25 protein-coding genes and 1 riboswitch are annotated in these 24,759 nt (G+C 60.4%); of the genes, 15 read left to right on the top strand and 10 right to left on the bottom strand.

What is annotated here, in order from left to right; genetic code table 11:
• Window positions 1-74 precede the first annotated feature (74 nt).
• A riboswitch (TPP riboswitch) is annotated at window positions 75-183 on the top strand.
• A gap of 106 nt (window positions 184-289) precedes the next feature.
• The 5 genes from thiC (at window position 290) to QM780_RS01970 (ending at window position 4,528) form a co-directional block, all read left to right on the top strand.
• Window positions 290-2,251 carry a phosphomethylpyrimidine synthase ThiC gene (gene thiC, locus QM780_RS01990; protein WP_415068810.1) on the top strand — a complete coding sequence of 654 codons (1,962 nt, stop codon included), beginning with the start codon at window positions 290-292 and terminating at the stop codon, window positions 2,249-2,251.
• An 83-nt stretch (window positions 2,252-2,334) separates the two neighbouring features.
• Window positions 2,335-2,745 carry a hypothetical protein gene (locus QM780_RS01985; RefSeq protein ID WP_415068809.1) on the top strand — a complete coding sequence of 137 codons (411 nt, stop codon included), beginning with the start codon at window positions 2,335-2,337 and terminating at the stop codon, window positions 2,743-2,745.
• An 11-nt stretch (window positions 2,746-2,756) separates the two neighbouring features.
• Window positions 2,757-3,455 carry a glutathione S-transferase family protein gene (locus tag QM780_RS01980; protein WP_415068808.1) on the top strand — a complete coding sequence of 233 codons (699 nt, stop codon included), beginning with the start codon at window positions 2,757-2,759 and terminating at the stop codon, window positions 3,453-3,455.
• Window positions 3,456-3,522: 67 nt separating this feature from the next.
• Window positions 3,523-3,807 carry a hypothetical protein gene (locus tag QM780_RS01975; protein WP_415068807.1) on the top strand — a complete coding sequence of 95 codons (285 nt, stop codon included), beginning with the start codon at window positions 3,523-3,525 and terminating at the stop codon, window positions 3,805-3,807.
• Between the two features lie 70 nt (window positions 3,808-3,877).
• Window positions 3,878-4,528 (top strand): hypothetical protein, encoded by a 651-nt coding sequence (locus QM780_RS01970; protein WP_415068806.1) that lies wholly within the window; start codon window positions 3,878-3,880, stop codon window positions 4,526-4,528.
• A gap of 682 nt (window positions 4,529-5,210) precedes the next feature.
• On the opposite strand, the gene QM780_RS01965 is transcribed toward QM780_RS01970, so the two are convergent.
• Window positions 5,211-6,566, bottom strand: coding sequence for a polysaccharide deacetylase family protein (locus QM780_RS01965; protein ID WP_415068805.1), 1,356 nt, complete (start codon window positions 6,564-6,566; stop codon window positions 5,211-5,213).
• 221 nt (window positions 6,567-6,787) lie between these two features.
• On the opposite strand from QM780_RS01965, the gene QM780_RS01960 reads away from it, so the two are divergent.
• Window positions 6,788-7,105, top strand: coding sequence for a hypothetical protein (locus QM780_RS01960; protein ID WP_415068804.1), 318 nt, complete (start codon window positions 6,788-6,790; stop codon window positions 7,103-7,105).
• 191 nt (window positions 7,106-7,296) lie between these two features.
• The gene (locus tag QM780_RS01955) at window positions 7,297-7,806 is read left to right on the top strand and encodes a bactofilin family protein (RefSeq protein WP_415068803.1); all 510 of its coding nucleotides are present in this window, start codon (window positions 7,297-7,299) and stop codon (window positions 7,804-7,806) included.
• A 79-nt stretch (window positions 7,807-7,885) separates the two neighbouring features.
• Here the strand turns inward: QM780_RS01955 and QM780_RS01950 are convergent, their stop codons facing one another.
• Window positions 7,886-8,194: a hypothetical protein gene (locus tag QM780_RS01950; protein ID WP_415068802.1), complete on the bottom strand. Its 309-nt coding sequence runs from the start codon at window positions 8,192-8,194 to the stop codon at window positions 7,886-7,888.
• A 189-nt stretch (window positions 8,195-8,383) separates the two neighbouring features.
• Between QM780_RS01950 and QM780_RS01945 the strand changes: the two genes are divergently transcribed.
• On the top strand, window positions 8,384-9,349 hold the full coding sequence (locus QM780_RS01945; RefSeq protein WP_415068801.1) for a magnesium transporter CorA family protein: 966 nt from the start codon (window positions 8,384-8,386) through the stop codon (window positions 9,347-9,349).
• A 6-nt stretch (window positions 9,350-9,355) separates the two neighbouring features.
• Here QM780_RS01945 and chrA read toward each other — a convergent pair whose 3' ends face one another.
• A complete protein-coding gene (gene chrA, locus QM780_RS01940) occupies window positions 9,356-10,663 on the bottom strand; it encodes a chromate efflux transporter (protein WP_415068800.1) in 1,308 nt (435 codons plus the stop codon).
• 540 nt (window positions 10,664-11,203) lie between these two features.
• On the opposite strand from chrA, the gene QM780_RS01935 reads away from it, so the two are divergent.
• Entirely contained in the window at window positions 11,204-11,749 is a 546-nt protein-coding gene (locus QM780_RS01935; RefSeq protein ID WP_415068799.1) for a septal ring lytic transglycosylase RlpA family protein, read from the top strand.
• A 137-nt stretch (window positions 11,750-11,886) separates the two neighbouring features.
• The gene (locus tag QM780_RS01930; RefSeq protein ID WP_415068798.1) at window positions 11,887-12,546 is read left to right on the top strand and encodes a septal ring lytic transglycosylase RlpA family protein; all 660 of its coding nucleotides are present in this window, start codon (window positions 11,887-11,889) and stop codon (window positions 12,544-12,546) included.
• Here the strand turns inward: QM780_RS01930 and QM780_RS01925 are convergent.
• Complete coding sequence (locus QM780_RS01925; RefSeq protein WP_415068797.1) at window positions 12,525-12,908, bottom strand: lysozyme inhibitor LprI family protein; 384 nt, start codon at window positions 12,906-12,908, stop codon at window positions 12,525-12,527. The genes QM780_RS01930 and QM780_RS01925 overlap by 22 nt on opposite strands.
• 232 nt (window positions 12,909-13,140) lie before the next feature.
• Here QM780_RS01925 and QM780_RS01920 point away from each other — a divergent pair, with 232 nt between their 5' ends.
• Window positions 13,141-13,938, top strand: a complete 798-nt coding sequence (locus tag QM780_RS01920) for a helix-turn-helix domain-containing protein (RefSeq protein ID WP_415068796.1) — start codon at window positions 13,141-13,143, stop codon at window positions 13,936-13,938.
• A 10-nt stretch (window positions 13,939-13,948) separates the two neighbouring features.
• Here the strand turns inward: QM780_RS01920 and QM780_RS01915 are convergent, their stop codons facing one another.
• The 3 genes from QM780_RS01915 to QM780_RS01905 form a co-directional block, all read right to left on the bottom strand.
• Window positions 13,949-14,437 (bottom strand): DUF3280 domain-containing protein, encoded by a 489-nt coding sequence (locus QM780_RS01915; protein WP_415068795.1) that lies wholly within the window; start codon window positions 14,435-14,437, stop codon window positions 13,949-13,951.
• A gap of 101 nt (window positions 14,438-14,538) precedes the next feature.
• Window positions 14,539-15,630 (bottom strand): patatin-like phospholipase family protein, encoded by a 1,092-nt coding sequence (locus QM780_RS01910; RefSeq protein ID WP_415068794.1) that lies wholly within the window; start codon window positions 15,628-15,630, stop codon window positions 14,539-14,541.
• A 325-nt stretch (window positions 15,631-15,955) separates the two neighbouring features.
• The gene (locus tag QM780_RS01905) at window positions 15,956-16,861 is read right to left on the bottom strand and encodes a metallophosphoesterase family protein (RefSeq protein ID WP_415068793.1); all 906 of its coding nucleotides are present in this window, start codon (window positions 16,859-16,861) and stop codon (window positions 15,956-15,958) included.
• A gap of 58 nt (window positions 16,862-16,919) precedes the next feature.
• On the opposite strand from QM780_RS01905, the gene QM780_RS01900 reads away from it, so the two are divergent.
• The 4 genes from QM780_RS01900 to QM780_RS01885 all read left to right on the top strand — a co-directional run bounded on the left by QM780_RS01900 (window position 16,920) and on the right by QM780_RS01885 (window position 20,787).
• Window positions 16,920-17,405 carry an NUDIX domain-containing protein gene (locus QM780_RS01900; RefSeq protein WP_415068792.1) on the top strand — a complete coding sequence of 162 codons (486 nt, stop codon included), beginning with the start codon at window positions 16,920-16,922 and terminating at the stop codon, window positions 17,403-17,405.
• A 53-nt stretch (window positions 17,406-17,458) separates the two neighbouring features.
• Complete coding sequence (locus tag QM780_RS01895) at window positions 17,459-17,977, top strand: GNAT family N-acetyltransferase (protein WP_415068791.1); 519 nt, start codon at window positions 17,459-17,461, stop codon at window positions 17,975-17,977.
• A 172-nt stretch (window positions 17,978-18,149) separates the two neighbouring features.
• Window positions 18,150-20,339, top strand: coding sequence for a DUF1217 domain-containing protein (locus tag QM780_RS01890; protein ID WP_415068790.1), 2,190 nt, complete (start codon window positions 18,150-18,152; stop codon window positions 20,337-20,339).
• Between the two features lie 139 nt (window positions 20,340-20,478).
• Window positions 20,479-20,787 carry a hypothetical protein gene (locus QM780_RS01885; protein ID WP_415068789.1) on the top strand — a complete coding sequence of 103 codons (309 nt, stop codon included), beginning with the start codon at window positions 20,479-20,481 and terminating at the stop codon, window positions 20,785-20,787.
• A 24-nt stretch (window positions 20,788-20,811) separates the two neighbouring features.
• Here the strand turns inward: QM780_RS01885 and QM780_RS01880 are convergent, their stop codons facing one another.
• From QM780_RS01880 to QM780_RS01870, 3 genes are all read right to left on the bottom strand, one after another.
• Window positions 20,812-21,606, bottom strand: coding sequence for a YdcF family protein (locus tag QM780_RS01880; RefSeq protein ID WP_415068788.1), 795 nt, complete (start codon window positions 21,604-21,606; stop codon window positions 20,812-20,814).
• Between the two features lie 22 nt (window positions 21,607-21,628).
• A complete protein-coding gene (locus tag QM780_RS01875) occupies window positions 21,629-22,918 on the bottom strand; it encodes an adenylosuccinate synthase (RefSeq protein WP_415068787.1) in 1,290 nt (429 codons plus the stop codon).
• Between the two features lie 102 nt (window positions 22,919-23,020).
• Window positions 23,021-24,703 carry a mucoidy inhibitor MuiA family protein gene (locus QM780_RS01870; RefSeq protein ID WP_415068786.1) on the bottom strand — a complete coding sequence of 561 codons (1,683 nt, stop codon included), beginning with the start codon at window positions 24,701-24,703 and terminating at the stop codon, window positions 23,021-23,023.
• Between the last annotated feature and the right edge of the window lie 56 nt (window positions 24,704-24,759).

The following is a 24,759-nucleotide window of genomic DNA, read 5'->3' as shown; positions in this document are numbered from 1 at the left end:
CGCCCGTTCGAGAATGACGGCTTGCGATTGCAGTTAAGCGGCTTGCCTTCCCGCCGCATCGGCGCGACAATGGCATTGTTTCCGAGGGGCGCCGGTTGTCCGGCTGAGATCGCGTAATCATCGCGAGCACCCTTAGAACCTGATCCGGATCATGCCGGCGAAGGGACGGAGCATGAAGTGGCTGGAGCCACATTCCGCACCTTTTCTGGATAGTGCAAACTCTGCGCGCATACGCGCAACCAGATAGAGCACTCCCTTACCAAGGGAGAGGTCGAAAGGAGCGAACCCCATGAACAAACCGACGCGCGCTGCCGACATCCAGACGCCGAAGGTCACGACCGGCCCGCTCAGCGCATCGACCAAAGTCTATTCCTCTCCCAAGGGCCATGACGACGTCCACGTCCCATTCCGCGAGATCGCATTGACCGACCCGAACGAACAGTCATTCCGCGTCTATGACTCGTCTGGCTCTTACACCGATCCCAATGCCACGATCGATGTCGCGAAGGGCCTACCGCGCATCCGCGACGCCTGGGTCGCCGAACGCGGTGGAACCGAAACCTACGACGGCCGACTGGTCAAACCGGAAGACAACGGCAATGTCTCCGACGCACACGCCGCGCGCATGTTTCCGATCGTCCATCGGCCGAGACGAGCGACCGCTTCCCCCTCTCCCCGACGGCGGGGAGAGGGTTGGGGTGAGGGGCAGAACCAAACTCCGGCACATGTTTCCGCTCCTCACCCCAACCCTCTCCCCGCTGAAGAAACGGAGAGAGGGAACGCTCAACCACTCACCCAATTCGAATACGCCCGCGCCGGCATCATCACGAAAGAGATGATCTATGTCGCGCATCGCGAGAACCTCGGTCGCGTAACCGCGCTCGCCCGCGCCAAGGAAGCACTCGCCGACGGCGAAAGCTTCGGCGCCGACATCCCCGAGCACATCACGCCGGAGTTCGTGCGCTCCGAAATCGCCCGCGGCCGCGCCATCATCCCGGCAAACATCAACCACGGCGAATTGGAGCCGATGATCATCGGCCGCAACTTCCTGGTGAAGATCAACGCCAATATCGGCAACTCCGCCGTCACCTCATCGGTGGAAGAGGAAGTCGAAAAGATGGTGTGGGCGATCCGTTGGGGTGCCGACACCGTGATGGACCTCTCCACCGGCCGCAACATCCACACCACACGTGAATGGATCATCCGCAATTCGCCCGTACCCATCGGCACCGTTCCGATCTATCAGGCGCTGGAAAAATGCGGCGGCGATCCAGTCAAGCTCACCTGGGAACTCTATCGCGACACGCTGATCGAGCAGTGCGAGCAGGGCGTCGACTACTTCACGATACACGCGGGTGTTCGTCTGCCCTTCGTTCCCCTCACCGCCAATCGCATAACGGGCATCGTCTCACGCGGCGGCTCGATCATGGCCAAGTGGTGCCTCGCGCATCACAAGGAAAGCTTCCTCTACGAACACTTCGACGAGATCTGCGACCTTGCGAGAAAGTACGACGTGTCGTTCTCTCTGGGCGACGGCCTACGCCCGGGCTCGATAGCCGACGCCAACGACCGCGCCCAATTCGCCGAACTCGAAACGCTCGGCGAGCTGACCAAGATCGCCTGGGCCAAGGGCTGCCAAGTGATGATCGAAGGGCCCGGCCATGTGCCGATGCACAAGATCAAAGCCAATATGGACAAGCAGCTGAAAGCCTGCGGCGAAGCTCCGTTCTATACGCTTGGGCCCCTTACGACGGACATTGCTCCTGGTTACGATCACATCACGTCCGGCATCGGCGCGGCAATGATCGGCTGGTTTGGAACCTCGATGCTCTGCTACGTGACGCCGAAAGAGCATCTCGGGCTGCCCAATCGCGACGACGTCAAGACCGGTGTCATCACCTACAAAATTGCGGCCCACGCCGCCGATCTTGCAAAAGGTCACCCGGCCGCACAGCTTCGCGATGATGCACTCTCGCGCGCCCGCTTCGAGTTCCGCTGGCAGGATCAGTTCAACCTGTCGCTCGATCCCGACACGGCGATGGCGTTCCACGATGAGACGCTGCCGAAGGACGCCCACAAGGTCGCGCACTTCTGCTCGATGTGTGGCCCGAAGTTCTGTTCGATGAAGATCACCCAAGACGTCCGCGACTACGCCGCGACCCTCAACGATCAGCAGGTCGGCATGCTCGAGATGAGCGCGAAGTTCAAGGAGATGGGAAACCAGATCTACGTCGAAGCCGAAAAGCCATAGGCAGCATCCGCCCTTTTGCTAGTATCCCGCCAGCGCGCGGTGCACCTCACGCATCGCGCGCTCAAAGTAACGGGGGAAACGCCATGGGGTTCAAGACTTATCAGCTGGGCGAATTGTTCGGCATCATTCTGCTGCTCGGCTCGACCGCGATGCAGATGTTCTATCTCGATCCGTTGAAGCGCGAGATTGAATGGCGGCTTGCGGCCTTCAGCACGCAGCAATCGGCCCAGGTCGAGATCAAAGCCATTCACGACAATCGCATCATCTTATTGCAGGCGCTGAACGCTCCCGCCGATAAGATCAAGGAAGCCGAAGCGGCGCGTGACGAAAGCCTGAACCGCTTCAAGACCGCCGACGCCAACATCTCCGATTTCATGATCGACAAGGAAAGCGTCGAGGATAACTTGCAGTACATCGTACTCGCGCTGTTCGCGCTCGGCACACTGCTCGCCGGGTTTGGCCGCGCGATGGAAATGCGCGCGCGTCCGGATTGACGAGACCGCAGATGCTTACGCTCTACTCTTATCCGACCCTGTTCGGCGTCGCCGACAACAACGGCTATGGCCTGAAGGTCTACGCCTTCTTGAAACTCGCCGGTATGCCGTTCCTGCACGAGCACATTTTCGACGCTTCGAAAGCCCCGCGCGGCCAGCTCCCCTACATCGTCGACGACGGCGAAACCATCGGCGACAGCGAAACCATCATCGCCCATGTCAAGCACAAGTACGCCGTGACGATGGATGACGGACTGTCGGAAGCCCAGCGCGACACCGACTTTCTCGTCACCCGTCTGCTCGACGATCTCTATTGGGTCATGTCCTATTCGCGCTGGCAGGATGAGCGCTATTGGAAGCAATTCCGCGACGCGTTGTTGCGCGAGCATCCGCAGCTCACCGAGGAATGCCTCATCGCCGCAAAGGAATTCAATGCCAAGCGCTATTATTTCCAGGGCATCGGGCGCTACGAACCTGATCAAGCGATGGCGCGCGGTCTCGCCGATCTCTCCGTGCTCGCCAAACTCATTCCTTCAATCGGCTTCGTACACCGGCCGACGCCGACGACCATCGACGCCGCCATCTACGGCTTCATCGCCAACATCTATTTCTACGATATCGAAACGCCACTGAAAAAATTCGTCGGCTCACACGAAAACATGGTGCGCCACTGCCGCGCCATCCATGCCGCCGTCAGCACTCCCGCGTAGACCTGCAGAATGCCGTAGGTGTCATATTTGTAATTGAAATACGAGGCAGACGCCGTATTGATCGCCCATGCGCATTTTCATTCTTCTTCTCGCCGCCGACGCGGCAGCCCTCCTGATCGCCGTTTATTTCTTTTTCGTCGGCATCGGCGATGGCAGCATATCCTCGTTCAACATCACGCTTTGGTTGACGGTTCTGGCGGTCCTCATCGGCGTACCCGCAGCCGGCTATGCTTTGCGCACTCGTGGCGAGCTTGCCAAAGCCAATCTGGTTCTCGCCCTTGTTGGCGTGCCGACAATCCTCGCCGGACTGTTCGTCCTGACGATTCTGATTTCTCAGCCGCGATGGAATTGAGGCCGGCGCCGTCCGACTATCGACATATCCCCGAGCTAGCGGTTGTCGAAAATAGACCAAGGACCTTCGCATGCGCCGGCTGACGATTTTGCCTCTTCTGCTTTGCGTGATGCCATGCGTCGCCTCGGCGGAAGACGTCTCCAAAACAGCATCCGAGAGCAAACCCCTCGCGGTCATCTCTCCGATCTTCGGACAACTCGTCATGTTCTCGCTGCCGACCGATTTCAAAACCGTCTTCGAGCAGCCGACCGCGGATAGATACATTCGCGAAGCCGTGTTGAAGGGCGAAACCGTCGACAAGTGGTCGCAAATGATCACGGTTACCGGAGCAAAAGGCCTCGCCGCCAAGCCGGAAATGTCGGCCCAATATTTCGCGGCTCAGATCGCCAGCGGTTTTCAGAAAGCGTGTCCCGCAACATTCAACGTGAAGCCAATGGGGCCCGTGACGATCAGCGGACAGGATGGCTTCGTCGCGATCGCGAGTTGCGGCAAGGTCGAAGCCAGCGCGGACAAACACAGCGAGACGGCACTCATCATCGCGATCAAAGGAACAGCCGACGTCTACACCATCCAATGGGCCGAACGCACTCCGGCAAACGCGGAAAATCTCACCATCGACGAGAGCAAGTGGAAAGCACGGCTATCGAAGCTGGCACCTGTGCGCCTCTGTGCGATCAAGCCCGGCGAAGCTCCTCCTTATCCGAGTTGCATCAACGAATGACGCGAACGAAACTTAACAAACCGTCATAAAACAAAGACTTTTCAAACACGGCGAACAATGCAAGCTTATCTCGTCTTTCAACAACAGAGAGGAGGTGATCCGATGTCGAGTGGGATCTTGAGGCGGTCGATGTCGAGGTCGCTCGGGCTTGCACACGGAACTCTCCTGGAGTGCGCCTGACACCTAAGCGGCAGACATTGCACTTCCGCTTTCAGACGATGATCTCACGGGGCCGCTCGCAAGAGCGGCCCTTTCTCTTTTCGCGCATGTCACGCGGCAACGAATGAGCGGCCTCTTAAAAGGATCGAGAGCGTGATCCACAGCTCATTAATCGGGGCACGGAATATTCATTTCGTTGTATCCAATACGCAACACGGATTCGCTTTCGCATCGAGGTGATTCGTTTTTCTGTGGAAGAGCCCTCCGACCTCAAATAGCTTCCTGTCCGTGGGCAATCGATCGGGGGGTCGATTGGGGGGACCAAGCCCACACGATGCCGGAAACGCTACGTCTCTGATTATCAGCGTCAGACCGTGGCGAACGCCCAAGAACTTACCGTTGCGCTGTCTTGCGCTCGGACGGAAGACTTGGTTTGCGGCGGGCCCGGGGGGGCCTTACAGGGCGTCCAAAAAAGAAATGGGTGGCACACCTTGCCACCCATTTCTTTTTATTTGCACCAGCGTCACTCGCCGAACCAGAATTTCCAGGTTTCCTTGAGTTTTTCGGAAATCGACTTTGCCGGTTGCCCGGAATGCGGCGCGTCCAGCGTATCACCGCTCGGCGCCGGCTCCGCAGAATGCACCGTTGCTACAGGCCCCACGCCCGACACGGTCTTGACCGGAGAGGATTCCGCCGTCGCAACGCTGACCGGCGCGCCGCCGCTCTGTGAAACAGTCGAGACCGGGGCTTCAATCGGCCGTGCCGCCGCCGCTGCAGCCGCTGCCGGACTATCCGCGGCCTTCGCCGGCTCGGCTGATGATTGCTTGCCCGGCATGTTTTGCACTGGAGGCGATGGCGGCGAAGATTGTGGTTCGGCTTTTGGTGCAGCCGCCGGGAACGATGGAAGCGCCGCACCCGATGGCGACGACGACGCGGCCTCCGCGGGTGGCGGAGCCGGAAGCCCCTCAGGCTCTTCTCCCGCCGCGCTCGAATCTTCCGCTGGCGGCGTTCCGCCAACCGTCTTCACGATACTCGAAAGCGGCTTCTCGGCGCCGACCTGAGGCAGACCCTTCGCTTCTTTTTCGATTGCCTGATCGTATTCAGCCAGCGTCGTCACGGGAGACTTCGCGGTCATATGGACGATTTTGTAGCCCTTGGCCTTGAGCTGCGCGAGGATCATCGGCAGGGCCTTCGCCGTCGTCTTGTGAATGTCGTGCATCAAGAGGATGCCCTTGCCCCTCTTGTCGAGCTTCTGCATCAGCGATTTGACGAGATGATCAGCCGTCTGCGGCCTGTAATCGACGCTATCGATATCGGTCGAAAACATCGCGATGTTGCGTTTGCCGAGATAGGCGACCGCTTCTTGCGTATCGACGAGCGTCGGAAAGCGGAAAAATGGCGCGATCGGACCACCGACGGCCCGATGCACGGCGCTGATGCCGCGCTCGATCTCGTCCTTGCCGTCGTCGAACGTCTTGAGCTTCGCGATCGCCTTGTGGCTCCACGTGTGCGTGCCGACCGTATGCCCGGCTTTAGAGACTTCGCGGATGATCTCGGGATAGCCGAGCGCCATCTTGCCGATCGAGAAGAAGGTTGCCTTCACGCATTCGTCGGCGAGCGCCTTCAGCACCGCTTCCGTTGTGTATTTCTGCGGGCCATCGTCGAACGTCAGCACGACTTCCTTGTCCTGCAGGAAGTCGTAGGCCTTGTAGTGCTCCATGCCGAAGCCGGGACCGCCAGTGGTGTCGATTTCGACCGTGCGCGAAACGCCGAGCGTGCCTGCTCTCGGACAGGGTGCTTCATCAGCCGCTCTCGCCGCCGGAAGACCGAGAAGAAGTGCCAACCAGAAAATGGCGAATCCCACCCGGTGAATGACCATTGCGTCCTCCCTTTTTGTTAACGAACCTAACAGACTCCCCCTCTCCCGGAAGCCCGGCAGCGCAATTTCTGCAGGGTACGTCGCATTCGCGCGTCACCGATTGTGTCTTTATGAGCACAAAGCATCGGCCGTTCAGCCATATGCCGCATGGCATTTTGCGAACCGAACGCTCACCTCAGCCGTTACGAAAGCGTAGGAACAGAAAACGAGAGAGTTTTGTCATGACGGCTTTTTCCCGTCCTCTTACCATCATCTCTGCAGTTGCCGCGTCGCTGATCGCGGCCTCCGCCGCCAGTGCACTGCCCGCCGCCAAGCCGGGAGTTTCCGCTGGATCAACGCGCGTCCTCAAGGTCAATGATCGCTACGATCGCGGCGATTACCGGTATCGCCACCATTATGATCACCGCCATGTCGTCCATGCACCCTTCACGCGCGTCGAAAGTGGACACCGGACCGTGGTCGATGCGCCATTCGTTCACGTCTACGACGGCCGCCACGGAACACATGTCGTCGCCCCGTTCGTCGATCTGTGGCGTTAACGAAATCCGAGCGAATGAAATGAGAGGGCTGCCGGGCAAGGGCGGCCCTTTTTTTCGAAATCTGCGCGGGCGCGGCGAAACAATTCTGGCGCCAGCGCAAACTTGGACATAATCTCCCCAAACTAGCGTGACCAAGCTGAAGCTCGAGCGGGGAAGGGCGACAGCACTCGTTTTTTGTTGGGGGTAAACCGATGTTCAACCGCGCAGCGACGCCGGAACCACGCGCCGCAGAGCCAGCCAAGACACTCTCTCCGCAAGCACCGGCAATGGCGCCGCTCAAAGCTCCGGCTCCGCCGCTCTTCGGATCGCCGATCCAACAAACATCAACACACACCCACAACCACGCCATCGATGCTCCGACATCCGTTCTCGGACAGGACATCACGATCGCCGGACACCAACTCGTCATCAAGACGAAGGGCTCGCTGCTCATCGCCGGACATATCCAGGGCGATGTTCACGGCGAGGCTGTAACGGTCGGCGAAACCGGCAGCGTCGTCGGCACAATTACCGCGCGCACGATCACGGTTCAGGGCGAGGTCAGCGGCGCCCTCAAAGGTTCATCCGTCAATCTCAACGCGACCTCGCGTGTCGACGGCGACATCGTCAAGCAGACGCTTTCGATCGACGAAGGTGCGCAGTTCGATGGCAGCGTCCGTCGAGCCAAGGACGTCGGCGAAGTCACGCCGGATCTGAGCTGAGCTTTCTGCGGCTTGCAAGAAACACAAGGCGACGGACGCGCAAGCGCTCGTCGCCGTTCTTACGTCCACAGACTTCCCGCTAGAACCGGCCACGCGAATTCGGATTGACCTCGTCACAGGATTCCTTGATCCGGATGTCCTGTCCGATGAAGCGGCACAGCCGCTGTTTGAACATCGGATTATTGCGAACCTTGTCCGCCGACGCGCTGAAACCATAGGCGCGCGCCACTTCCGCGACGTACGCATCGCTGCAATAAGGCGTCGAGAGCCACGAGCCCGCGACCTGCTGAAAGCCTTTGTTGCAAACGATTTTGGCCTCGGCCGGCACGCTGAGGATACCGATGACGACGCCCGCCGCAGCTACGGTGATGGCCGATCGTGGAGACATGTGTCTTCTCCATTAAAGCTTTATTCGCCCTTTTCCGGATGCCCGTCTCCGCCGACAGCTCCGGTGAATCGATCTTGTCCATTTAGCAGACTTGCAGGACGCCGGCTGACATGAAATGGCTCCCGGTCCGGCATATCGAGGCTTAGCTAGCACTTCCGCACCACGCCTGACGCGATAAGGTTGCAATCAATGATAACGGTCTATGACGCCGCCGGCGGCAAATTGATAGAGCGCACCGAACCCGGCGACCTCGCCACCAGCGTCTGGATTGACCTGGTGAATCCCGGCGAAGACGAAGACAAAGCCATCGAGCAGGCCCTCGGCATCGAAGTGCCGACGCGCTCGGAGATGCGCGAAATCGAGGCGTCGAACCGATTTTACACAGAAAACGGCGCCTACTACATGACGAGCATTATTCTGCACTCCGGTGTGCAGGAGGCGCCGTTGACCTCGGTCATCACCTTTATTCTTTCCGGGTCTCACCTCGTCACCGTGCGGTATGCTGAGCCGAAGGCCTTCCCGGTCTATGTCGCACGCGCCGCCAAAGGCGATGTCGATTGCGTGACAGGAGCCGGCGTCCTCATCGGCCTGCTCGAAATGCTGATCGAACGGCAAGCCGATCTGATCGAACGCATCCAGGACGAAGTGGAACGCATTGCCCCGCTCGTATTCGCCCAGAAAGGTCAGGCGACGCAAAATCGCCGCCTCGACGTCATTCTGAGAACCGTCGGCAAGGAGGGCGATATCACCGCCAGAGCGCAGGAAAGCGCCATGTCCCTCCATCGTCTCTCGCTTTATTTCGCCAACGCCGCCCGCGAGCGCAAAGATGATCCGCGCGTGCTCGGCCGCATCGAGGCCGCCAATCACGACATTCTGTCGTTGATGGAGAGCATGCGCTTTCTCTCGGCCCGGACCAGCTTTCTGCTCGACGCCACCCTCGGCGTGATTTCAAACGAGCAGAACCAGATCATCAAGCTGTTCTCGGTCATGGCCGTGATGCTGATGCCGCCGACTCTGGTCGCATCGATCTACGGCATGAACTTCAAGAATATGCCCGAGCTCGATTTCCCATTCGGTTATCCGATGGCGCTCTTCCTCATGTTCGTGTCGGGCTTGATCCCCTACCTCTATTTCAAAAGGAAGGGCTGGCTCTGAGCGTGCTCACGCAAACAGCCCCAGCATGAGAGACGCGATTGCTGAAATGCCGAGCGTCGCGACGATGCCCAGACGCAATACGAAAAGCAATATCGCAGCCAGCACGGCCAGCGCTACGGCCGCAAAATCAATGCTGGCCAGCGTTGGCACCTCGAGCCGCAACGGTCCGAGCGTCAATTCCGTGCGCGCTCGGAAAAATACGTGCAGCGAGAACCAGAGCGACAAGTTGAAAATGACGCCGACTACCGCCGCTCCGATCGCCGATAGCGCCCCCTTGAGGCGCGGCGCGAATTTCAGTCGTTCGACGTAAGGCGCGCCGGCAAAAACAAAAAGAAAGCTCGGCGCGAACGTCGCCCAGAGCGTCACTACGGCCCCGAGAACCCCGAAGCCCAGCGGCGATCCTCCACCGTGACGCGCCGCAGCGAGATAGCCGACGAACTCGTTGACGAGGATCAGCGGACCCGGCGTCGTCTCTGCGAGGCCGAGGCCGTCCAGCATCTCACCGGGTTTCAGCCATCGATACGTTTCGACGACTGCCTGTGCCATGTAGGCAAGGCTGGCGTAGGCGCCGCCGAACGTTACGACCGCAAGCTTCGAAAAAAAGGCGGCGAGCTGCGCCAGTACATGTTCAAACCCGAAAAGCAGCGCAATGGCGGCCAAGGGAAGCGTCCAGACTGCCACCCAGATGCTGACGGTTTTGAGCGTCGTCACAATTGGAACGGCCGCCATCGCAGGCAGCGGCGCAACCTCGCGCGGCGCCTGTAAAAGCGTTTTGCCGAACCCGATAACTGCAGCAGCCAGCACGATCAGCGGGAACGGGATCTTGATTAGAAAGATCGCGACGAACGAAAACGCCGCAATCAACCATTCGGTCCAGCCCTTGAGCGATCGTCCCGCAATCCGCAGCAACGCCTCGACGACGATTGCCAGCACCGCAGCCTTGATCCCCCCAAACAGCGCAGACACGAGAGGCACGCTTCCAAAGTTCGCGTAGAGGATCGTGATCAGCAGGATGATCAGCGCACCGGGAGCAACGAACAGCAGGCCTGCCGCCAACCCGCCGCGCGTTCCGTGCAGTCGCCACCCGGTGTAGGTCGCGAGTTGCATCGCCTCCGGCCCTGGAAGCAGCATGCAGAAGTTCAACGCCAGCAGAAACGACTCTTCATCGAGCCACCGCTTCTCGTCGACAATGACCTTATGCATCATCGCGATCTGCCCCGCCGGTCCGCCAAACGACATCAGACCGATACGCGCCCAGGCGTTTCGCGCTTCAGCGAATGAAGGACCAACGACCGCTTCCGGCTGCTCGCTCATTTACAGAATGCCAAACTCGACACCGATCTATCCCCGCCGATTGGAGGCCAAGCCAATCGCGCGCAAATGGCGTGCGCGGAAGATCTTCCGTCCCCGACTTGCTAGCTTACTGATTGGTAAACGAAATACGGCGCCGTGCCCGTTAACGTTTTCGTTCCGCTAAAAGCCCGGAATTTCTGCGACCTGGCGTCGCGCAACCTAAAGATGCGGTTAAAATAAATCATACTTTTCCGCAGGTTACGAATTATGGTTAAAAGGTGGTAGCAGCGATGGGTTGACCGCATGTGCTCCCGATGCTCGTTGTCGCGAGCCAGGACGGGGGTAACCCCAGTCAACAAGCACGGGCAGCAGTAACGAACTGGGTTCTGGAGTTCAGGTACGGGTCAAACAGGGGTTTCCAAACAAGGGCTACTTTCTCCCAACACTAATGACGGTGCCGCCACCGAGGCGGTTGACCCGTGGTCGCCTTAGCCGATCGCGGGCGGGGGAAACCGCCCATTCGACCCACCACCACTGCTGCTCCCGATGAAGGAGTGCATTATGCGTTCAACAATCGCGGTAGCCGCGTTCGCGCTGGCCGGGGTTACGGTTGCTGCCATGCCCGCTAATGCGGCCTGGAAGTGTCAAGGCGCAGAGTATGTCTGCGGTTCCTCGCACCAGAAAGCCACATACCGTAAGGCTACCTATCGCAAGTCGTCTTATAAATCCTACCACAAGTCATCGAACTCCCGGTACGCCTACAAGGCGTCTCGGAAGCACTATGCACAGGCTCCGTCGCGGAAGCGCCACTACGCCTCCGGCGGTGGCTCGGGCGGTGGCATGGCGTCCTACTATTGGCAGGGCCAGCAGACTGCTTCCGGCGCGCGGTTCAATCCCGATGGCCTCACAGCCGCTCACCGCACACTGCCCTTCGGCACCCGCGTTCGCGTTACGAACCAGTCGAACGGCCAGTCGGTCGTCGTCACGATCAATGATCGCGGTCCGTTCGTTGGTGGTCGCGTCATCGACCTGTCGCGCGGCGCGGCTCGTGCGATCAGCATGACCGGAGCCGGCGTTGCCCGCGTATCGCTCCAGGTCCTGAACTAAGGGCTTGTGCTCAGACTGAATGTTCGGGAGGCGTTGGATAACCAGCGCCTCCCGACGTTTTTCCGCCATTGGAATCGTCATAATCAGACTGATTCGAGGGGACGTCCGGGGGGATGTGCGTGCGCCGAAGTACACGCGTGGCTTTTGTTGCCATTGGGGTCGGCTTGTCGGCCGTCGCAGGATCGAGCCTGTCGCAGGCCCAATCGCTGTCTGACGCCCTTTCGGGTCCAGCCAAAGCCGCCGCCGATGCGGCCGGTAACGGCGCCTGGTCAACCGTCGTCGAAACCGATCCGCCAAAGCCCACGGCCGCCCAGTTCGATCATTGGCAGGCCAAGATCACGTTGGCGAACCCCTCGTTCAAACACCCAAATCAGATCGCATCCGGCGGCCCGTCGGATAAGCCTTATGCCCTTCACGGCCCAATCTCGGACGGCATTGCCAAACCCGCGCCCGACCACGCGATGAAGGGCCTAGCCTCCTTCTACGGCATAAGCGCGGGTACCCGGACCGCCACCGGAGAGACGTTCGATCCGACCGCCATGACGGCCGCCCATCGGACATTGCCCTTCGGCACCCGCGTTCGTGTGACCAGGGTCGACACCGGCGACAGCGTCATCGTCCGCATCAACGACCGTGGCCCATTCAAGCCGGGACGCGTCATCGACTTGTCGGAGAAAGCCGCAGAAGATCTCCGCATCACCGACAAGGGTCTGGCGGACGTCAGATTAGAGGTGGTCGACCGGGACGACCAGCCGGCCCGCGTCGAAACCGTCGCTCAGCGCTCGCTCCGGCGATAGGCCCGCTCCAGGCGCGATTCCAGAACGCTGATCTGATCGAGATACGCCCCTTTGATGCATTCGGCATCACGCCCGCAGCCGTCGCGCGCATCGAGAAACTGCCGTTGATAGCTTTTGAGATCGGCGCGTTCATATTTGCTTCCTGAAGCCGCTCTCAAATCCGCATAAAGCGCATTCATGCGCTCATCGAGCGCCGAAAGCCTGTCGCTTCCGCAAATCGTCCGTTCAGATGCGATTTCCGCGTTCCGGCAATCGAATTCCTGTGACGCGGCGGGGGACGCTCCAGCCGCCATGACTGCAAGGCCGAGCAGCGAAGCAGCCGAAACCGCCGCCGCCAATTTCAAAGTGATCGTGTCCGACATGGTGCCCATCTCCTTCAAACTGTCGCGCATCTGGTGCGCGCCGTTCCACCCCAGCGGTGGTGATGAGCAGAATGCCGAAATCGCCGCGGAAACTTGAGCCTGTCAGACCCCAGGAAGCGGCAACCGCAGGAAGACCGCAGTTCGCCTTCGATTCCGATTGCTTCCGACCGGAAAAAATCGGTAATTTCCGGTATCGGCGGCATTTGTCGCCGCGCATCGAAACTCGTGGTCCATGAAGAAAGCCGCAGCCCCGATCGCACCCGCCACCACCCGTTTTGAAGCGCTCGACCGCATCAAAACGGCAATGGTCGAGAAAAAGCTGACGCAGGCTGAGCTTGCCGACGCCTCCGACTGCCACGAAAAGACCATTCAGAACCTACTCGGCGGCCGATCGGTCCGCGATCAGACACTGTTCGATGTCTGCATGGTGCTGGGACTCGATTTCCATGGCCTTCGCGACGCCTGGCACGGCGAGACGGTCGCGGTCGAAAGCGTCAACGGCCCGCTCGAATTGAGGGGCAACGGCGGCGGCATCGCCCCGATCTATATGGGCGCCTATACGCAGGCGGCTGTCGACCACTACATCGGCAGTTATCTGACGCTGCGGCGCTCATTCTCGCTGCCGGACACGATTGTCGCCTATCGCACCGACATCAGCTGGGATCCGGAATGGCCGAGCCTGCTGTTCCAGGAACGTGATCGGCCCGATGCGCCGTATGCCCATCGCGGCCGGCTTTATATTCCCGCATCGTCGAGCTTCATTCACCTCGTCTCGCTGACCAAGGGCGCGATGCGCATGGTCGTCGTCTCGCAGCTCGATCGCGCCGGCGAAATGCGCGGCATCATAACGACGCTCAACAAGCAACGCGCGACCTTCATTCCCGTCGCAACACCGATCCTCTACGCCCAGCGACAGAACTTCGACACCGACGCGTTCGGTGAAATCACGCCGGGTAATCCCGCTTTCGCGGCCTACAAGCGGCTGCTCGATGAAACCGTCGCCGAAGGCTATGCCCGCCTCGTCGGATAACAGCAGTCCGTCACGCCTTCCGCTCAAAGAAATAATTGTTGAGCAGATACGCCAGACTTCGCGACCACGATTGATCGGTGTTGCCGCGAATGTCGACGCTCTTGACGAAGGTGTATTTGTCGCTCGCCGGATCGACGATATAAACATTCATATTGAGGATCAGGTTCGAGACTTTCTGCACCATGATCCACGCGACACGATCCGCTTTCAGCGCTTTTCCATAATCGGCCTCACACCCGCCGCATTGGCCTGCCGGCTGACCGTGCACGAGCTTTGATCGGATGTCGTCGGTCAGGGGCACGATTTGGTAGCCGCCCGACGCCGCAAGCGCATCAGTGAACTGTTCGCCTGTCGTCGTCATGCGATTGCGTTCCGCATCCGTCGTCGGCTCGAACGCTGCGTTGTCGTTCTGCAGCCGGACGCCTAGAAAAGCGAGCCGCAGCGGTTCGGCGTTCGCGGGTATGCTCGCTGCGATGAGGGCGAGCAAAGGCACAATCATCGCCAGCAGATTCAGTATAGCTTTCCTGCCATGACCCATTACCAGCGGTCCTCGCTCTATAGGATCGAAACGAGCGGGCCGCCGGATGGTTGCGTCGAAGCCTATTTTGCGCGCTTGACGCCGACGCCGCGCCGCTGCGCCGGTCGCTTGGGCGACGAAACCGTCCGGAACTGAATGCCGTCCTCGACCGGCGGGAAGAAGTAATTCGCGAGATCGACCGTTTCGAGCCGCCCGACCGCCGAGCGCGCGACTTCAAGCCATTTCTCGGCGTGATTACGGCCCGCACCATGCAGATAGGTGATGATGTCCCAGTCGGGCTTCAGCGTCGTCTCGGGATTGAGCGTCCCCGTGATCGGACCGCCGTCGATCAGATGGAACCTGTGGCGGCAGATCGGCGCCAGCCGTCCCTTGGCAAGCAACGCTCCCGACGTCTCGCGCACCGCCGTAATGACTTCGATATCGCGCAGGAGCGGCGCATTGAACGTCAACCGGTTCGCGTGGTTTGAGATATCGCGCGCCGTCGTCGGCAGGTGCTCGTTGACGCGCGGCGACACCATTACCAGAAGCGTATCGGAAATGGGACTTTCGCTCGACAGCGTGACGAGATCGGGGTTGGCCGAGAAGCCGCCGTCCCAATAGGCTGCGCCCTCGATCTCGACGGCATGGTGCATCACCGGCAGACAGGCCGAAGCAAGCACTGCATCGACGGTAATTTCGTCCTGCCGGAAAAGACGCGCCCTGCCGGTAGCGACATGCGTCGCTGCGATCAGCAATTCAACCGGCGACTTCGCGCGGATGAGCTCGAAATCGACATGCTCGGTAATCAGCCGCCGCAACGGATCGAAACCAAGCGGGTTGAACTCGTACGGCGACAACATCGTCGCCAGATGCGTCGTCAATTGCGACGGACGTACGAGACCGTTGAGGAACGGATTGAGGCGCGTCAGGTCCGGCACGCCTGCTTGATGGATCGCGTGCCAGATCTTGAACAGCTTCTCGCGCGCCTTTGCACGCGAGCCTTCCGCGAGACCCGCAGCCAGCGCGACGGCGTTGACCGCACCTGCGCTCGTCGCGCTGATCCAACCGAATTGGAGTGAATCGTCTTCCAACAGACGATCGAGCACGCCCCATGTGAAGGCGCCATGTGCTCCACCGCCCTGAAGAGCGAGATTGATGTCGACAGGTTTTGCCATTGCTCCCCGCAGGCCACCAAACAACGAAAGCCAGCGCCAGATCATATCACTGCTGCTCGCGGCAAGCTTGTGTCATCGGCGTCGCGGCAGATCGACAGGGGCTTTCACCCACATTATTCACTAGCGCGGAAATATTACACGGACTCGTCGCGCGTTTCTTGCCCATCCTGTGAGCGGCGGCACCGTCATACGTGCTCAGAGCGTAAGCAGACGTTCGAATACGTGCCGCAAAAGCGCGTCGTAGAAGAGATGTTGAACCGCGCGTTTTCTTTCCCGCGTGGCATTTGGCCGCGACGCAATTCAGCACGCGACATCGCGCGGAAATTTACGCGGGCGGTGTCAAAATCATTTCGCCGATTTTCTTCACACTCAAGTCCGCGCCGTCAATGCCGCGAACGATATGACGGATGCGCAGTCCGTTCTCGTTTCTGAAGAATGTGAAAAGATTATAGTTCGCCAGCGGCTCATCTCCGTGCGGAACAGCCGCCGATGCCGAACCGATGCCGACGACGGGAATAGCGCCGCGGCTCGACGGCAGCCAGTCGACGCGTGTTCTGTGATTATGACCGTAGAGCACGAGTTCGGCCGTGCCGCGCTCGAGAAGATGAGCAAGATGCGCTGCATCGCTCAACGCCCGCCGCGGCGGCGCGAGATTCGGCAACGGCGGATGATGGATGAGCACGACGCGAATGGCACCTTCTTCTCCGAGCGCATCGAGCATCTCGGCCGCGATCTCGAGCTGGTGTTGGCCGAGCTTGCCGCTCGCACGGAACGGAGGCGTTTCAACCGCTGAATTCAATCCGACGAGCGCGATCGGTCCGACCCGCCGGACGAAGGGGAATGCCAGCGTATCCCCCTCGCCGCCCATGTAGGCCGCCCATCGCCCGACGCCGGGATCGCCGCGTAATGCGGAATAGATGTCATGATTGCCGGGAACGACCGTCACGCGTTCCGGCGCGCCCACTTTCTCCAGCCAATCGAGCGCCGTCTCGTATTCCCGTGGCAGCCCGAGGTTGATGAGATCGCCGGTGATGGCGATATGGTCCGGCCGCAGCGCCTTGGCATCGTCAATGAGCCTGTCGACGACCGCTCTCTGATGGACATGCCGCCGCTTCCTGATCCAGTTCATATAGCCGAGTGCGCGCTTCGCATTGAGATGAGGCCATCCCACGCCGTGCGCGAGCGGCAGGTGCACGTCGGAAAAGTGCGCGAGCGTGAAAGCTTCGGTCATTTGCGGCGGGAGAGGTATATTGAGGTGGGCAACGTCAACTTCACCTTGCGATTGGGAAATGTCCAGCGACGCAAACCAGAACGGGAGTTTCCGGGCGAGAGAAGACAGATCCCTTCCAGCTCGGTGGATTTCCCGCGTTTTTCAGAAATATTGGCGGATCGTGCGTGGGTTGCGCCTTTCGGTCGAAGCCTGCATCGTCGATGAAACGGGACGCGTTCTCATGGTCCGGAACGAAAGTGGCGGCAACTGGGAATTGCCAATCGGACAGGTGCTGAAAGACGAAAGTTTCGACATGGCACTGCGTCGGCTCCTCGGGACCCTAGGCATCGAGGTTAACGGCAGACCCGAGCCGGCATTCTTTTACGCCCGCGGCAAATACGAGCAAACAGGACTGTGCCTCGTCCGGCATTGGCGGCGCCGGGCAGCAGCGTCAGCCCCGGAGCCAAGCTTTTTTCCAGCCCACGCGCTGCCGGGGGACGTTTGCCCGTCCGCGGCCGAGCGAATTCGCCGCGTAACGGAGGATCGCACAATTTCGCAAGTGTGATAGAAGCCGCGCCTGCCTATCGGCTCCGGTCTTCAATCCTTTCGTGTCCAAGCATGTCCCCGTCCCTGACCATACGTCCCGCACAGCCTGCCGATCTCGCCGAGATATCGAGGTTGCATGCGCGCGTCTTCGGCCCGGGACGCTTTGCCCGATCGGCCTATCGGGTACGCGAGGGCAAGGGGCACATCTCACGCTTCTGCCTCGTCGCCTGTCTCGGCAACGACATCATTGCTTCGATCCGGAACACCGAAATCGCCATCGGGGGCAAGTCCGGCGCGGTCCTGCTCGGCCCAGTGGCCGTTGACGGCGACCATCGCAGCCTCGGCCTCGGTAGCAAGCTGATCATCGCCGCCCTTGACGCCGCCCGCACCGGAGGCGCGCGGCTCGTCGTCCTCGTGGGCGACAGCCCCTATTACGGCCGCTTCGGCTTCAACGTCGTGCCGATGGGGCAGATTGTTTTCCCGGGCCCCGTCAACCCGCAGCGCATTCTTGCCTGCGAACTCGCGCCCAATGCACTGGGCGACTATCGTGGCCTTGTAGTTGCAGAGCCACCAGCCGGAAAACTTGGCTGAAGCGGCCCCCGGACCTCGAAATCGTAACGACCCCGTAACCGAATCCGCCGACGATTCGGCGTAAGCGCGCTCACTTGAGTTGTATCCGGCAATAACCCGCTTGCGGCAGGCCCGCGCAAGCTGCGGATTCGAAAGTCAGCCGAACCCGAGCATTGAAACGAGAACGCCGGCGATGATTTCGACTTACCTGCTCTATCAGAGCTACGCCGCCAATCTCACGAAGACATACGCCCGCATCGGCGCCGAGCCCGACGTTTCCAGCGCGCAGAAATATTATCAGGACAACATCGGCAAGGTGACGTCCGTCGATGATTTCATGAACAACACGCGCCTGTTCTCCTATGCGATGACAGCGTATGGCCTGAGCGACATGACCTATGCCAAGGCCTTCATGAAAAAGGTTTTGACGAGCGACCTGAGCGACAGCACGAGCTTCGTCAATAAGCTCACCGACACGCGCTTCCTCGCCTTCGCGAAGGCCTATCAATTTTCCACCGACGGCACGATCGCCGATCAGGCTGTCATCGCCCAGAACTCGACCGACGAAGACGATACCATCGACCTTTACACCCAGGCCCAGGTCAACAAGGGCAACGCGGCGTCCACTGAGGCGACATACTATCAGGCGAACATCGGAAACATCACATCCGTCGATCAGCTCCTCGCCAATCCGCGCCTCTATGACGTCGCCGTCAGATCTTACGGAATCGATCCCGACCTAATGTCGAAATCGACGATCCGCGCCGTCCTGACCAGCGATCTGTCCGATTCCAATAGCACCGCGAACACGATGGGCAGCGCCTACCAAACACTGGCCAAGGCGTTCAACTTCAATACCGATGGCAGCGTCAACGGCACGGCGCAATCGTCCGCCAATATTTCGACGACGGTCTATCAGTACTTCAACGCCACCGGCACCGGTTCCACCGCCGCTGCGGAATCTTACAAAATCCAATACTTCAAGTCGGCCATTTCGAGCGTTACCTCGGCGGACGACCTGATCAACAATTACGCCCTCTACGATGTCGCGCTGACAGCCGTCGGCCTGACACCGGCCACGGCCTCGAAGACCTTGATCAAGCAGGTGCTGACGAGCGACCTGTCCGATTCCAGCAGCGTCGCTAACCAGCAGACCAACACCGCATACAAAAAGCTCGCGCAGCTCTTCAGCTTCAACACCGACGGAACGGTCAACGGAAGCGCGCAGACGACGGCTCAGACCACCAGCCTCGTCAATCTCTATTCGGATACGTTCGACGACACCCTGCAAACCTCAAACGACAACGCTATCTCGGGCTACAAGGATGCGGTGGAAGGCGTCAAGACCGTATCTGATCTGCTGGATACCACCGCCTATAACTTCCTCATCAGCGCCTATGGCCTCGATGCCGATACGATGACGAAGTACACGATGACGAAGATCCTGACGAGCGATCCGAGCGATCCCAACAGCTTCGCCAATCAGTCTCATAACGCGGCCTACATCAAGCTCGCGGGCGACTTCAATTTCGATTCCGACGGCAACGCCAAAACAGCATCGCTCGCACAGACGAACTCCAACCTGACGTCGATCGTTACGCTTTACACGACGAATAATGGCGGGGCGGTCGCCGATGGCGCCACCGCGACTGCGCAACAGACGGCAGCGACGACCGAGAGTACGTATTACACCAGCACGATTGGTACGATCACGAACGTCGACGACTTCCTGAAAGACAGCCGCCTCGTCAATTACGCTCTGAGCGCATACGGGCTGTCGAAGGCAAATCTCTCGACCACGCAGTTGCGCAAGATACTGACGAGCGACCCAACCGATCCGGACAGCTACATCAACCAGTCGGAAAACGCCGCATACAAAGCGCTAGATGTCGCGTTCAATTTCGGCACCGACGGCAAGACCCTGAGTGTGCCGAAGAACCAGGTTCAAGACCGCAGTGATCTCGTCGCCACCACAGCCGGCTATCTCGAACAGACGATGGAAACGGAAGCCGGCGACCAAAGCACCGGCGCCCAGCTCGCGCTTTACTTCTTGAAGAAGGCTTCGTCCATCACGTCGGCCTATCAGATCCTGGGCGATAAAGCGCTTCTGCAGTTCGCGCAGACCGCGCTCGGCTTATCGACCTACATGTCGAATGCCGATATCGACGTTCAGGCCGCGATGATCACTAAGAGACTCGATCTTGACGACCTCCAGGACCCCACCAAGGTAAACAAGTTGATCGCCCAGTTCTCGGCTCTTTACGACATCAACAATTCCGACGTCGCCTCGACCTCGCCCGTTCTTCAAATTCTGAACGGCAGTTCCAGCTCGTCGAACGGCATCATCACCATCGACCCGATTACGTCATCGATCGCCACCTGAGGCCCATAATGGCGTTTGCGAGCCGATTGTGCCCTTTAAGCAGCAGCGGCCAGGATACGGCCGGATGGTTCTTTTCCGCGGCAGCTGCAGAGTTTAATCTGCTGATGGGAAATTTACGTCTCACGCCGAGGACAACCAGATGAGACCTCTCGCCCTGACAGGTGCCGCTGCGGCCATCGTCGCCCTGTTCTCGGGCATTGCCGATGCAGAACCACGTTCGGGCTCGGGCCCGCGGGCGGCGGCAGGAGATGTGCCCGTGGCCCCGGTCGACCGGCTTGGGCCGACGTTGCCGCCCGACACCATGCTCGGACCGGATTCCGGCTGGAATGGCAGCAACAGCGGCGGTGCAGCAGGGCCAAACTACAACATGGTCCAGCCGCTGTTCGGACCGCCGCTTCCAACGTTGCCGAGACCGCGTCACAAGCCACGCATCATTCTCGGGCAATAGCCGTTTGCGCCGAACGGCCGCCTGTCAGGGACCTGGAAACAGCGCCGAGGTTCGCCCTGACAGCCAATAGGCGACAAGGCCGATCCACTCCCTCGCGGCGAGATCCGTCCGTTTCAAACCGTCCGCGATGCTGTCGAATGGGCTAAGCGCATCCTGCCAGCCTCTGGTCCGGAAATCGACCGGATAGGGTACGACGTTATATCCGACCTTGCGGAAAATCCCGACCGACCGAGGCATATGATACGCCGAAGTCACGAGCACCCAGCGATCGTCCGGCGACGGTTTCAGCAGCGCCTTCGTGAACACCGCATTTTCGTAAGTGTTGCGGGAATCCTTCTCGATGACGATCCGATCCGGTGCGATCCCGGCATCGATGAAAAACTGCCGGACGGGCTCGGCGACGCCGCTACCGCCGAACAGTGAACCGCTACCGCCGGTGAAAATGATCTTTGCGTATGGCAACGCCTTGGCCAGCCGAAGCGTCTCCGTCAGCCGTTCTGCCGCCTCGTTGACGGCGAGTGCGCCGCGCGCCTTGGTAACCGCGATGTCCTCGAAGCCACCGAGAAGGATGATGCCGCTGATCTTCCCCACCGGCACCGGCTCCACGCGCGAGCCGAAACGTTCTTCGAGCGGGAGCACGAGAAGATTGCCGCCGGGAAGGAAGCCGAACAGAACGACGATGCCGAGCCCCACGGCAAGAAATCGCTTCCCCCAGCGCGGATGCCGAAACATCAGAAGGCCGCCGAGCAGCAACGCGAAAAACGCCACGTTCGACGGCTGGATGAAGAAGAAGATCACCTTCGACGCGACGAAGAACATGTACTCCCCCGAGGTCGCCGGATCAGACGAACGGATCCTTCATCAGAATGGTATCATCGCGCTCCGGGCTCGTGGACAGAAGCGTGACCGGGCATTCGATCAGCTCCTCGACACGGCGAACGTATTTCACCGCTTGCGCCGGCAGGTCCGCCCAGCGTCGCGCGCCATAGGTCGATTCCGACCAGCCCTCGAATTCCTCGTAGATCGGCTCGATCTGCGCCTGCGCCGTGGCACTTGCGGGCAGACGGTCGAGCGTCTCTCCGCCAAGCTTGTAACCGACACAAATCCGGATCGTCTCGAAACCGTCGAGCACGTCGAGCTTCGTCAGCGCGATGCCGTCGATCCCCGACACCTTCGCAACCTGCCGCACGAGCACGCTGTCGAACCAGCCGCAGCGGCGCTTGCGTCCCGTCACGGTGCCAAACTCGCGCCCCCGCTCGCCGATCTTCTCGCCGATGGCATCCGTCAGCTCCGATGGAAACGGCCCTGAGCCGACGCGCGTCGTATAAGCCTTGGCGATGCCGAGAACGTAGCCGACATGGCGCGGCCCGATCCCCGATCCGGTCGAAGCTTGCGCGGCCACCGTATTTGAGGACGTCACGAACGGATAGGTGCCGTGATCGACATCGAGCAGCGCGCCCTGCGCGCCCTCGAACAGAATACGCTGACCCTCGCGCCATGCCTTGTCCAGGAATTCCCAGGTCACGTCGGCGAACGGCAGCACCTTCGGCGCAATCTCGACAAGCTCCGCGATCAGCTTCTCTTTCGAAATCTCCTCCTGGCCGAGGCCACGGCGCAGCGCGTTGTGATGCGCAAGCAGCCGATCGACCTTCGGCCCGAGCGTCGCTGGCGACGCCAGATCCTGGAACCGGATGGCGCGGCGGCCGACTTTGTCTTCATACGCAGGGCCGATGCCACGGCCGGTCGTGCCGATCTTCTCGGTGCCCGCCGCCGTCTCGCGCAATAGGTCGAGTTCCCGGTGCAACGGCAGGATCAGCGCCGCATTCTCCGCAATCTTGAGATTTTCAGGTGTGATCGAGATACCCTGCTCCCTGATGCGCTCGATCTCGCCGACCAATGCCCAGGGATCGATGACCACGCCGTTGCCGATGACCGACATCTTATCCTGCCGCACCACACCCGACGGCAGCAGCGACAGCTTGAACGTCTTTCCGCCGATGACGAGCGTATGCCCGGCATTGTGCCCGCCCTGGAAACGCACGACGACATCGGCGCGCTCCGAGAGCCAATCCACGATCTTGCCTTTGCCCTCGTCGCCCCACTGGGCTCCGATCACGACGACATTCGCCATTCGACTTGAACCTTCTCGTCCTTCTCATGATTTGGCCCCGGCTTGAGCCAGGGCCTCGCGGTATATCCGCTTGTTACCGTCCAAGACCTCGGGCGCGACGCCTCAAGGCCCGTAAACGATCGACTTCGTCGTCGGCCACGATACGCGATAGCCGTACTCGAAAATCTTCTCCTCGTCCGGCTCGAGCCGCGCCGAGAACGCGATGACGCCGCGCTTGTCGTCGACATTCTGGGTCGTCGGCATCACCCGCCCCACGATCTCGACCTTGATGTCGTCGTTACGCGCGACCGGCACGCGATCGAGGATCGTCACGTCGATCGGCCGCTCGTGCATATTCTTGACGTTGACCTGAAAATTCCGGCTGTCGACGTGCGACGTCGAAATGATACCGGTCTCGCCGCGCACGTCCTCGAGCACCGCATGCTTGACTTTGACCTGATCGTCAACGCCGAAACCGAGATCGTGGTCCTCTCCGGGGCGCAAAAGCGGCAAATTGCCGGTACCAACGAAGGTTCCGTCCCGGAACAGATAGGCGGTACCCGGCAGCAGTGGGGCACCCTTGGCCACTTTGACCTTGGCGTAAAGGTAGGCGTTGGTGTCGATCTTGGGCACCGAACGGCAGCTTAACGCCGGTTCACTGTCGTCCGTCGACAGCAAGACACGCTTCGGCTCTCCCGTTGCGGCGACGGTCACGCGGCCCGGAACCTCGAACGTCGCCTCGAACGGTGCGCTCTTGATCTGGGCGGCCGTCTCTTCGATCGGCGCAGGCTCGAGCGGCGCTTCCGCGGTATCGGCGGCACCACCGAGCGCGGGAGCTGCCGCGCGTTTTTCCATCAGCACCGGCGCTGGCGGCGGTGGCGGCGCGGCTGCGGCAACGGGCTTCGGTGGCGCTTCGAAATCGACGAACTGCGTATCGATGTCCGGCGACGACGAACCGTCCGACGGCCGCGCGGTCGAAAGTTGCATCGCGACGCCGCTCCAGTCCTCGCCGGAACGCTGCGTGATTGCGGCCCTGCGATCGAGCGAGAGCTTCGGCGGCTCGGTCTTCGTTCCCGTCACCAGCCGCGCATCATAAAGCGGCGACCACTCCGCATCGGGCACCTGATAGTGGATGCTCAAATCGACATCGAGCGGACTTTGCGCGATGACATGAATGCGAACTTCCGTTTGTTCGGTCCGCGCCGGCGCAAGCGACGACAGCAGCGTGTTGGCGTCCGATATCTGCCGATCGATCTCGCGAGTCTTCTGTTCCGCATCGAGCGCGAGTTTGCTCGCATCCGTCGTTCCCTGCACGATCAACGCCAGAATTTTGGTCCAGTCGTCGGTCGGCGTTGCCGTCCCTGATTGCGGCGCCGGGCGCGTCGGCAATTGCGCCAGATTGGCGATCAGCTTCTGCTGCGTCTTGGCGGCGTGGGCCTGAGCCTCGACCGTCTTGCGCTGATCCTTCAAAGTCTGGATCTTGTCTTCGAGAACCTTGCGTTGCGCGTCGGCCGCTTCGCTTTCTGCGTGCTGAAGAAGTTTTTGCGCCGTATCGACCGAACCGATCTCGAGCTTGCCCGTCGCCCGGCCTTCGACGCGGATCGATCCCGGTACGGCGCTCGCGGGAAGATCGTTGACAACGATCGTATTCTCGCCCTTGTCGACATGCGCCTTTGCAAGGCGCGTAACTTCCGCGCCCGACAGAAAGACTGTCACGGCATCGACCGTCGATGGCGCCGGAACCTGGTCGGCGAACGCAACCACGGCGGAAGCGGCGAAGAAAACCACCGCTAAGACAAGACGCATCTCTCTCTGACCTCTTGAATCGTTTCTGACACGCTGAGAAGCATCGCCATCGCGGC

It is taken from the genome of Hyphomicrobium sp. (assembly GCF_047600905.1).
In the GTDB taxonomy this organism is placed as follows: domain Bacteria; phylum Pseudomonadota; class Alphaproteobacteria; order Rhizobiales; family Hyphomicrobiaceae; genus Hyphomicrobium_B.
The sequence above is the reverse complement of the archived record's forward strand: the minus strand, read 5'-3'. Positions and strand labels throughout refer to the sequence as shown.

Bases quoted from the DNA above. Each gene is read 5' to 3' on its own strand.
- QM780_RS01905 (WP_415068793.1), bottom strand. From the start codon at position 16,861: ATGACCGAAGCTTTCACGCTCGCGCACTTTTCCGACGTGCACCTGCCG.
- QM780_RS01920 (WP_415068796.1), top strand. From the start codon at position 13,141: ATGAAGAAAGCCGCAGCCCCGATCGCACCCGCCACCACCCGTTTTGAA.
- QM780_RS01960 (WP_415068804.1), top strand. From the start codon at position 6,788: ATGACGGCTTTTTCCCGTCCTCTTACCATCATCTCTGCAGTTGCCGCG.
- QM780_RS01945 (WP_415068801.1), top strand. From the start codon at position 8,384: ATGATAACGGTCTATGACGCCGCCGGCGGCAAATTGATAGAGCGCACC.
- QM780_RS01955 (WP_415068803.1), top strand. From the start codon at position 7,297: ATGTTCAACCGCGCAGCGACGCCGGAACCACGCGCCGCAGAGCCAGCC.
- QM780_RS01985 (WP_415068809.1), top strand. From the start codon at position 2,335: ATGGGGTTCAAGACTTATCAGCTGGGCGAATTGTTCGGCATCATTCTG.
- chrA (WP_415068800.1), bottom strand. From the start codon at position 10,663: ATGAGCGAGCAGCCGGAAGCGGTCGTTGGTCCTTCATTCGCTGAAGCG.
- QM780_RS01880 (WP_415068788.1), bottom strand. From the start codon at position 21,606: ATGTTCTTCGTCGCGTCGAAGGTGATCTTCTTCTTCATCCAGCCGTCG.
- QM780_RS01980 (WP_415068808.1), top strand. From the start codon at position 2,757: ATGCTTACGCTCTACTCTTATCCGACCCTGTTCGGCGTCGCCGACAAC.
- QM780_RS01925 (WP_415068797.1), bottom strand. From the start codon at position 12,908: ATGTCGGACACGATCACTTTGAAATTGGCGGCGGCGGTTTCGGCTGCT.
- QM780_RS01895 (WP_415068791.1), top strand. From the start codon at position 17,459: ATGTCCCCGTCCCTGACCATACGTCCCGCACAGCCTGCCGATCTCGCC.
- QM780_RS01950 (WP_415068802.1), bottom strand. From the start codon at position 8,194: ATGTCTCCACGATCGGCCATCACCGTAGCTGCGGCGGGCGTCGTCATC.
- QM780_RS01900 (WP_415068792.1), top strand. From the start codon at position 16,920: ATGTCCAGCGACGCAAACCAGAACGGGAGTTTCCGGGCGAGAGAAGAC.
- QM780_RS01975 (WP_415068807.1), top strand. From the start codon at position 3,523: ATGCGCATTTTCATTCTTCTTCTCGCCGCCGACGCGGCAGCCCTCCTG.
- QM780_RS01870 (WP_415068786.1), bottom strand. From the start codon at position 24,703: ATGCGTCTTGTCTTAGCGGTGGTTTTCTTCGCCGCTTCCGCCGTGGTT.
- QM780_RS01875 (WP_415068787.1), bottom strand. From the start codon at position 22,918: ATGGCGAATGTCGTCGTGATCGGAGCCCAGTGGGGCGACGAGGGCAAA.
- QM780_RS01885 (WP_415068789.1), top strand. From the start codon at position 20,479: ATGAGACCTCTCGCCCTGACAGGTGCCGCTGCGGCCATCGTCGCCCTG.
- QM780_RS01890 (WP_415068790.1), top strand. From the start codon at position 18,150: ATGATTTCGACTTACCTGCTCTATCAGAGCTACGCCGCCAATCTCACG.
- QM780_RS01910 (WP_415068794.1), bottom strand. From the start codon at position 15,630: ATGGCAAAACCTGTCGACATCAATCTCGCTCTTCAGGGCGGTGGAGCA.
- QM780_RS01970 (WP_415068806.1), top strand. From the start codon at position 3,878: ATGCGCCGGCTGACGATTTTGCCTCTTCTGCTTTGCGTGATGCCATGC.
- QM780_RS01935 (WP_415068799.1), top strand. From the start codon at position 11,204: ATGCGTTCAACAATCGCGGTAGCCGCGTTCGCGCTGGCCGGGGTTACG.
- QM780_RS01965 (WP_415068805.1), bottom strand. From the start codon at position 6,566: ATGGTCATTCACCGGGTGGGATTCGCCATTTTCTGGTTGGCACTTCTT.
- QM780_RS01915 (WP_415068795.1), bottom strand. From the start codon at position 14,437: ATGATTGTGCCTTTGCTCGCCCTCATCGCAGCGAGCATACCCGCGAAC.
- thiC (WP_415068810.1), top strand. From the start codon at position 290: ATGAACAAACCGACGCGCGCTGCCGACATCCAGACGCCGAAGGTCACG.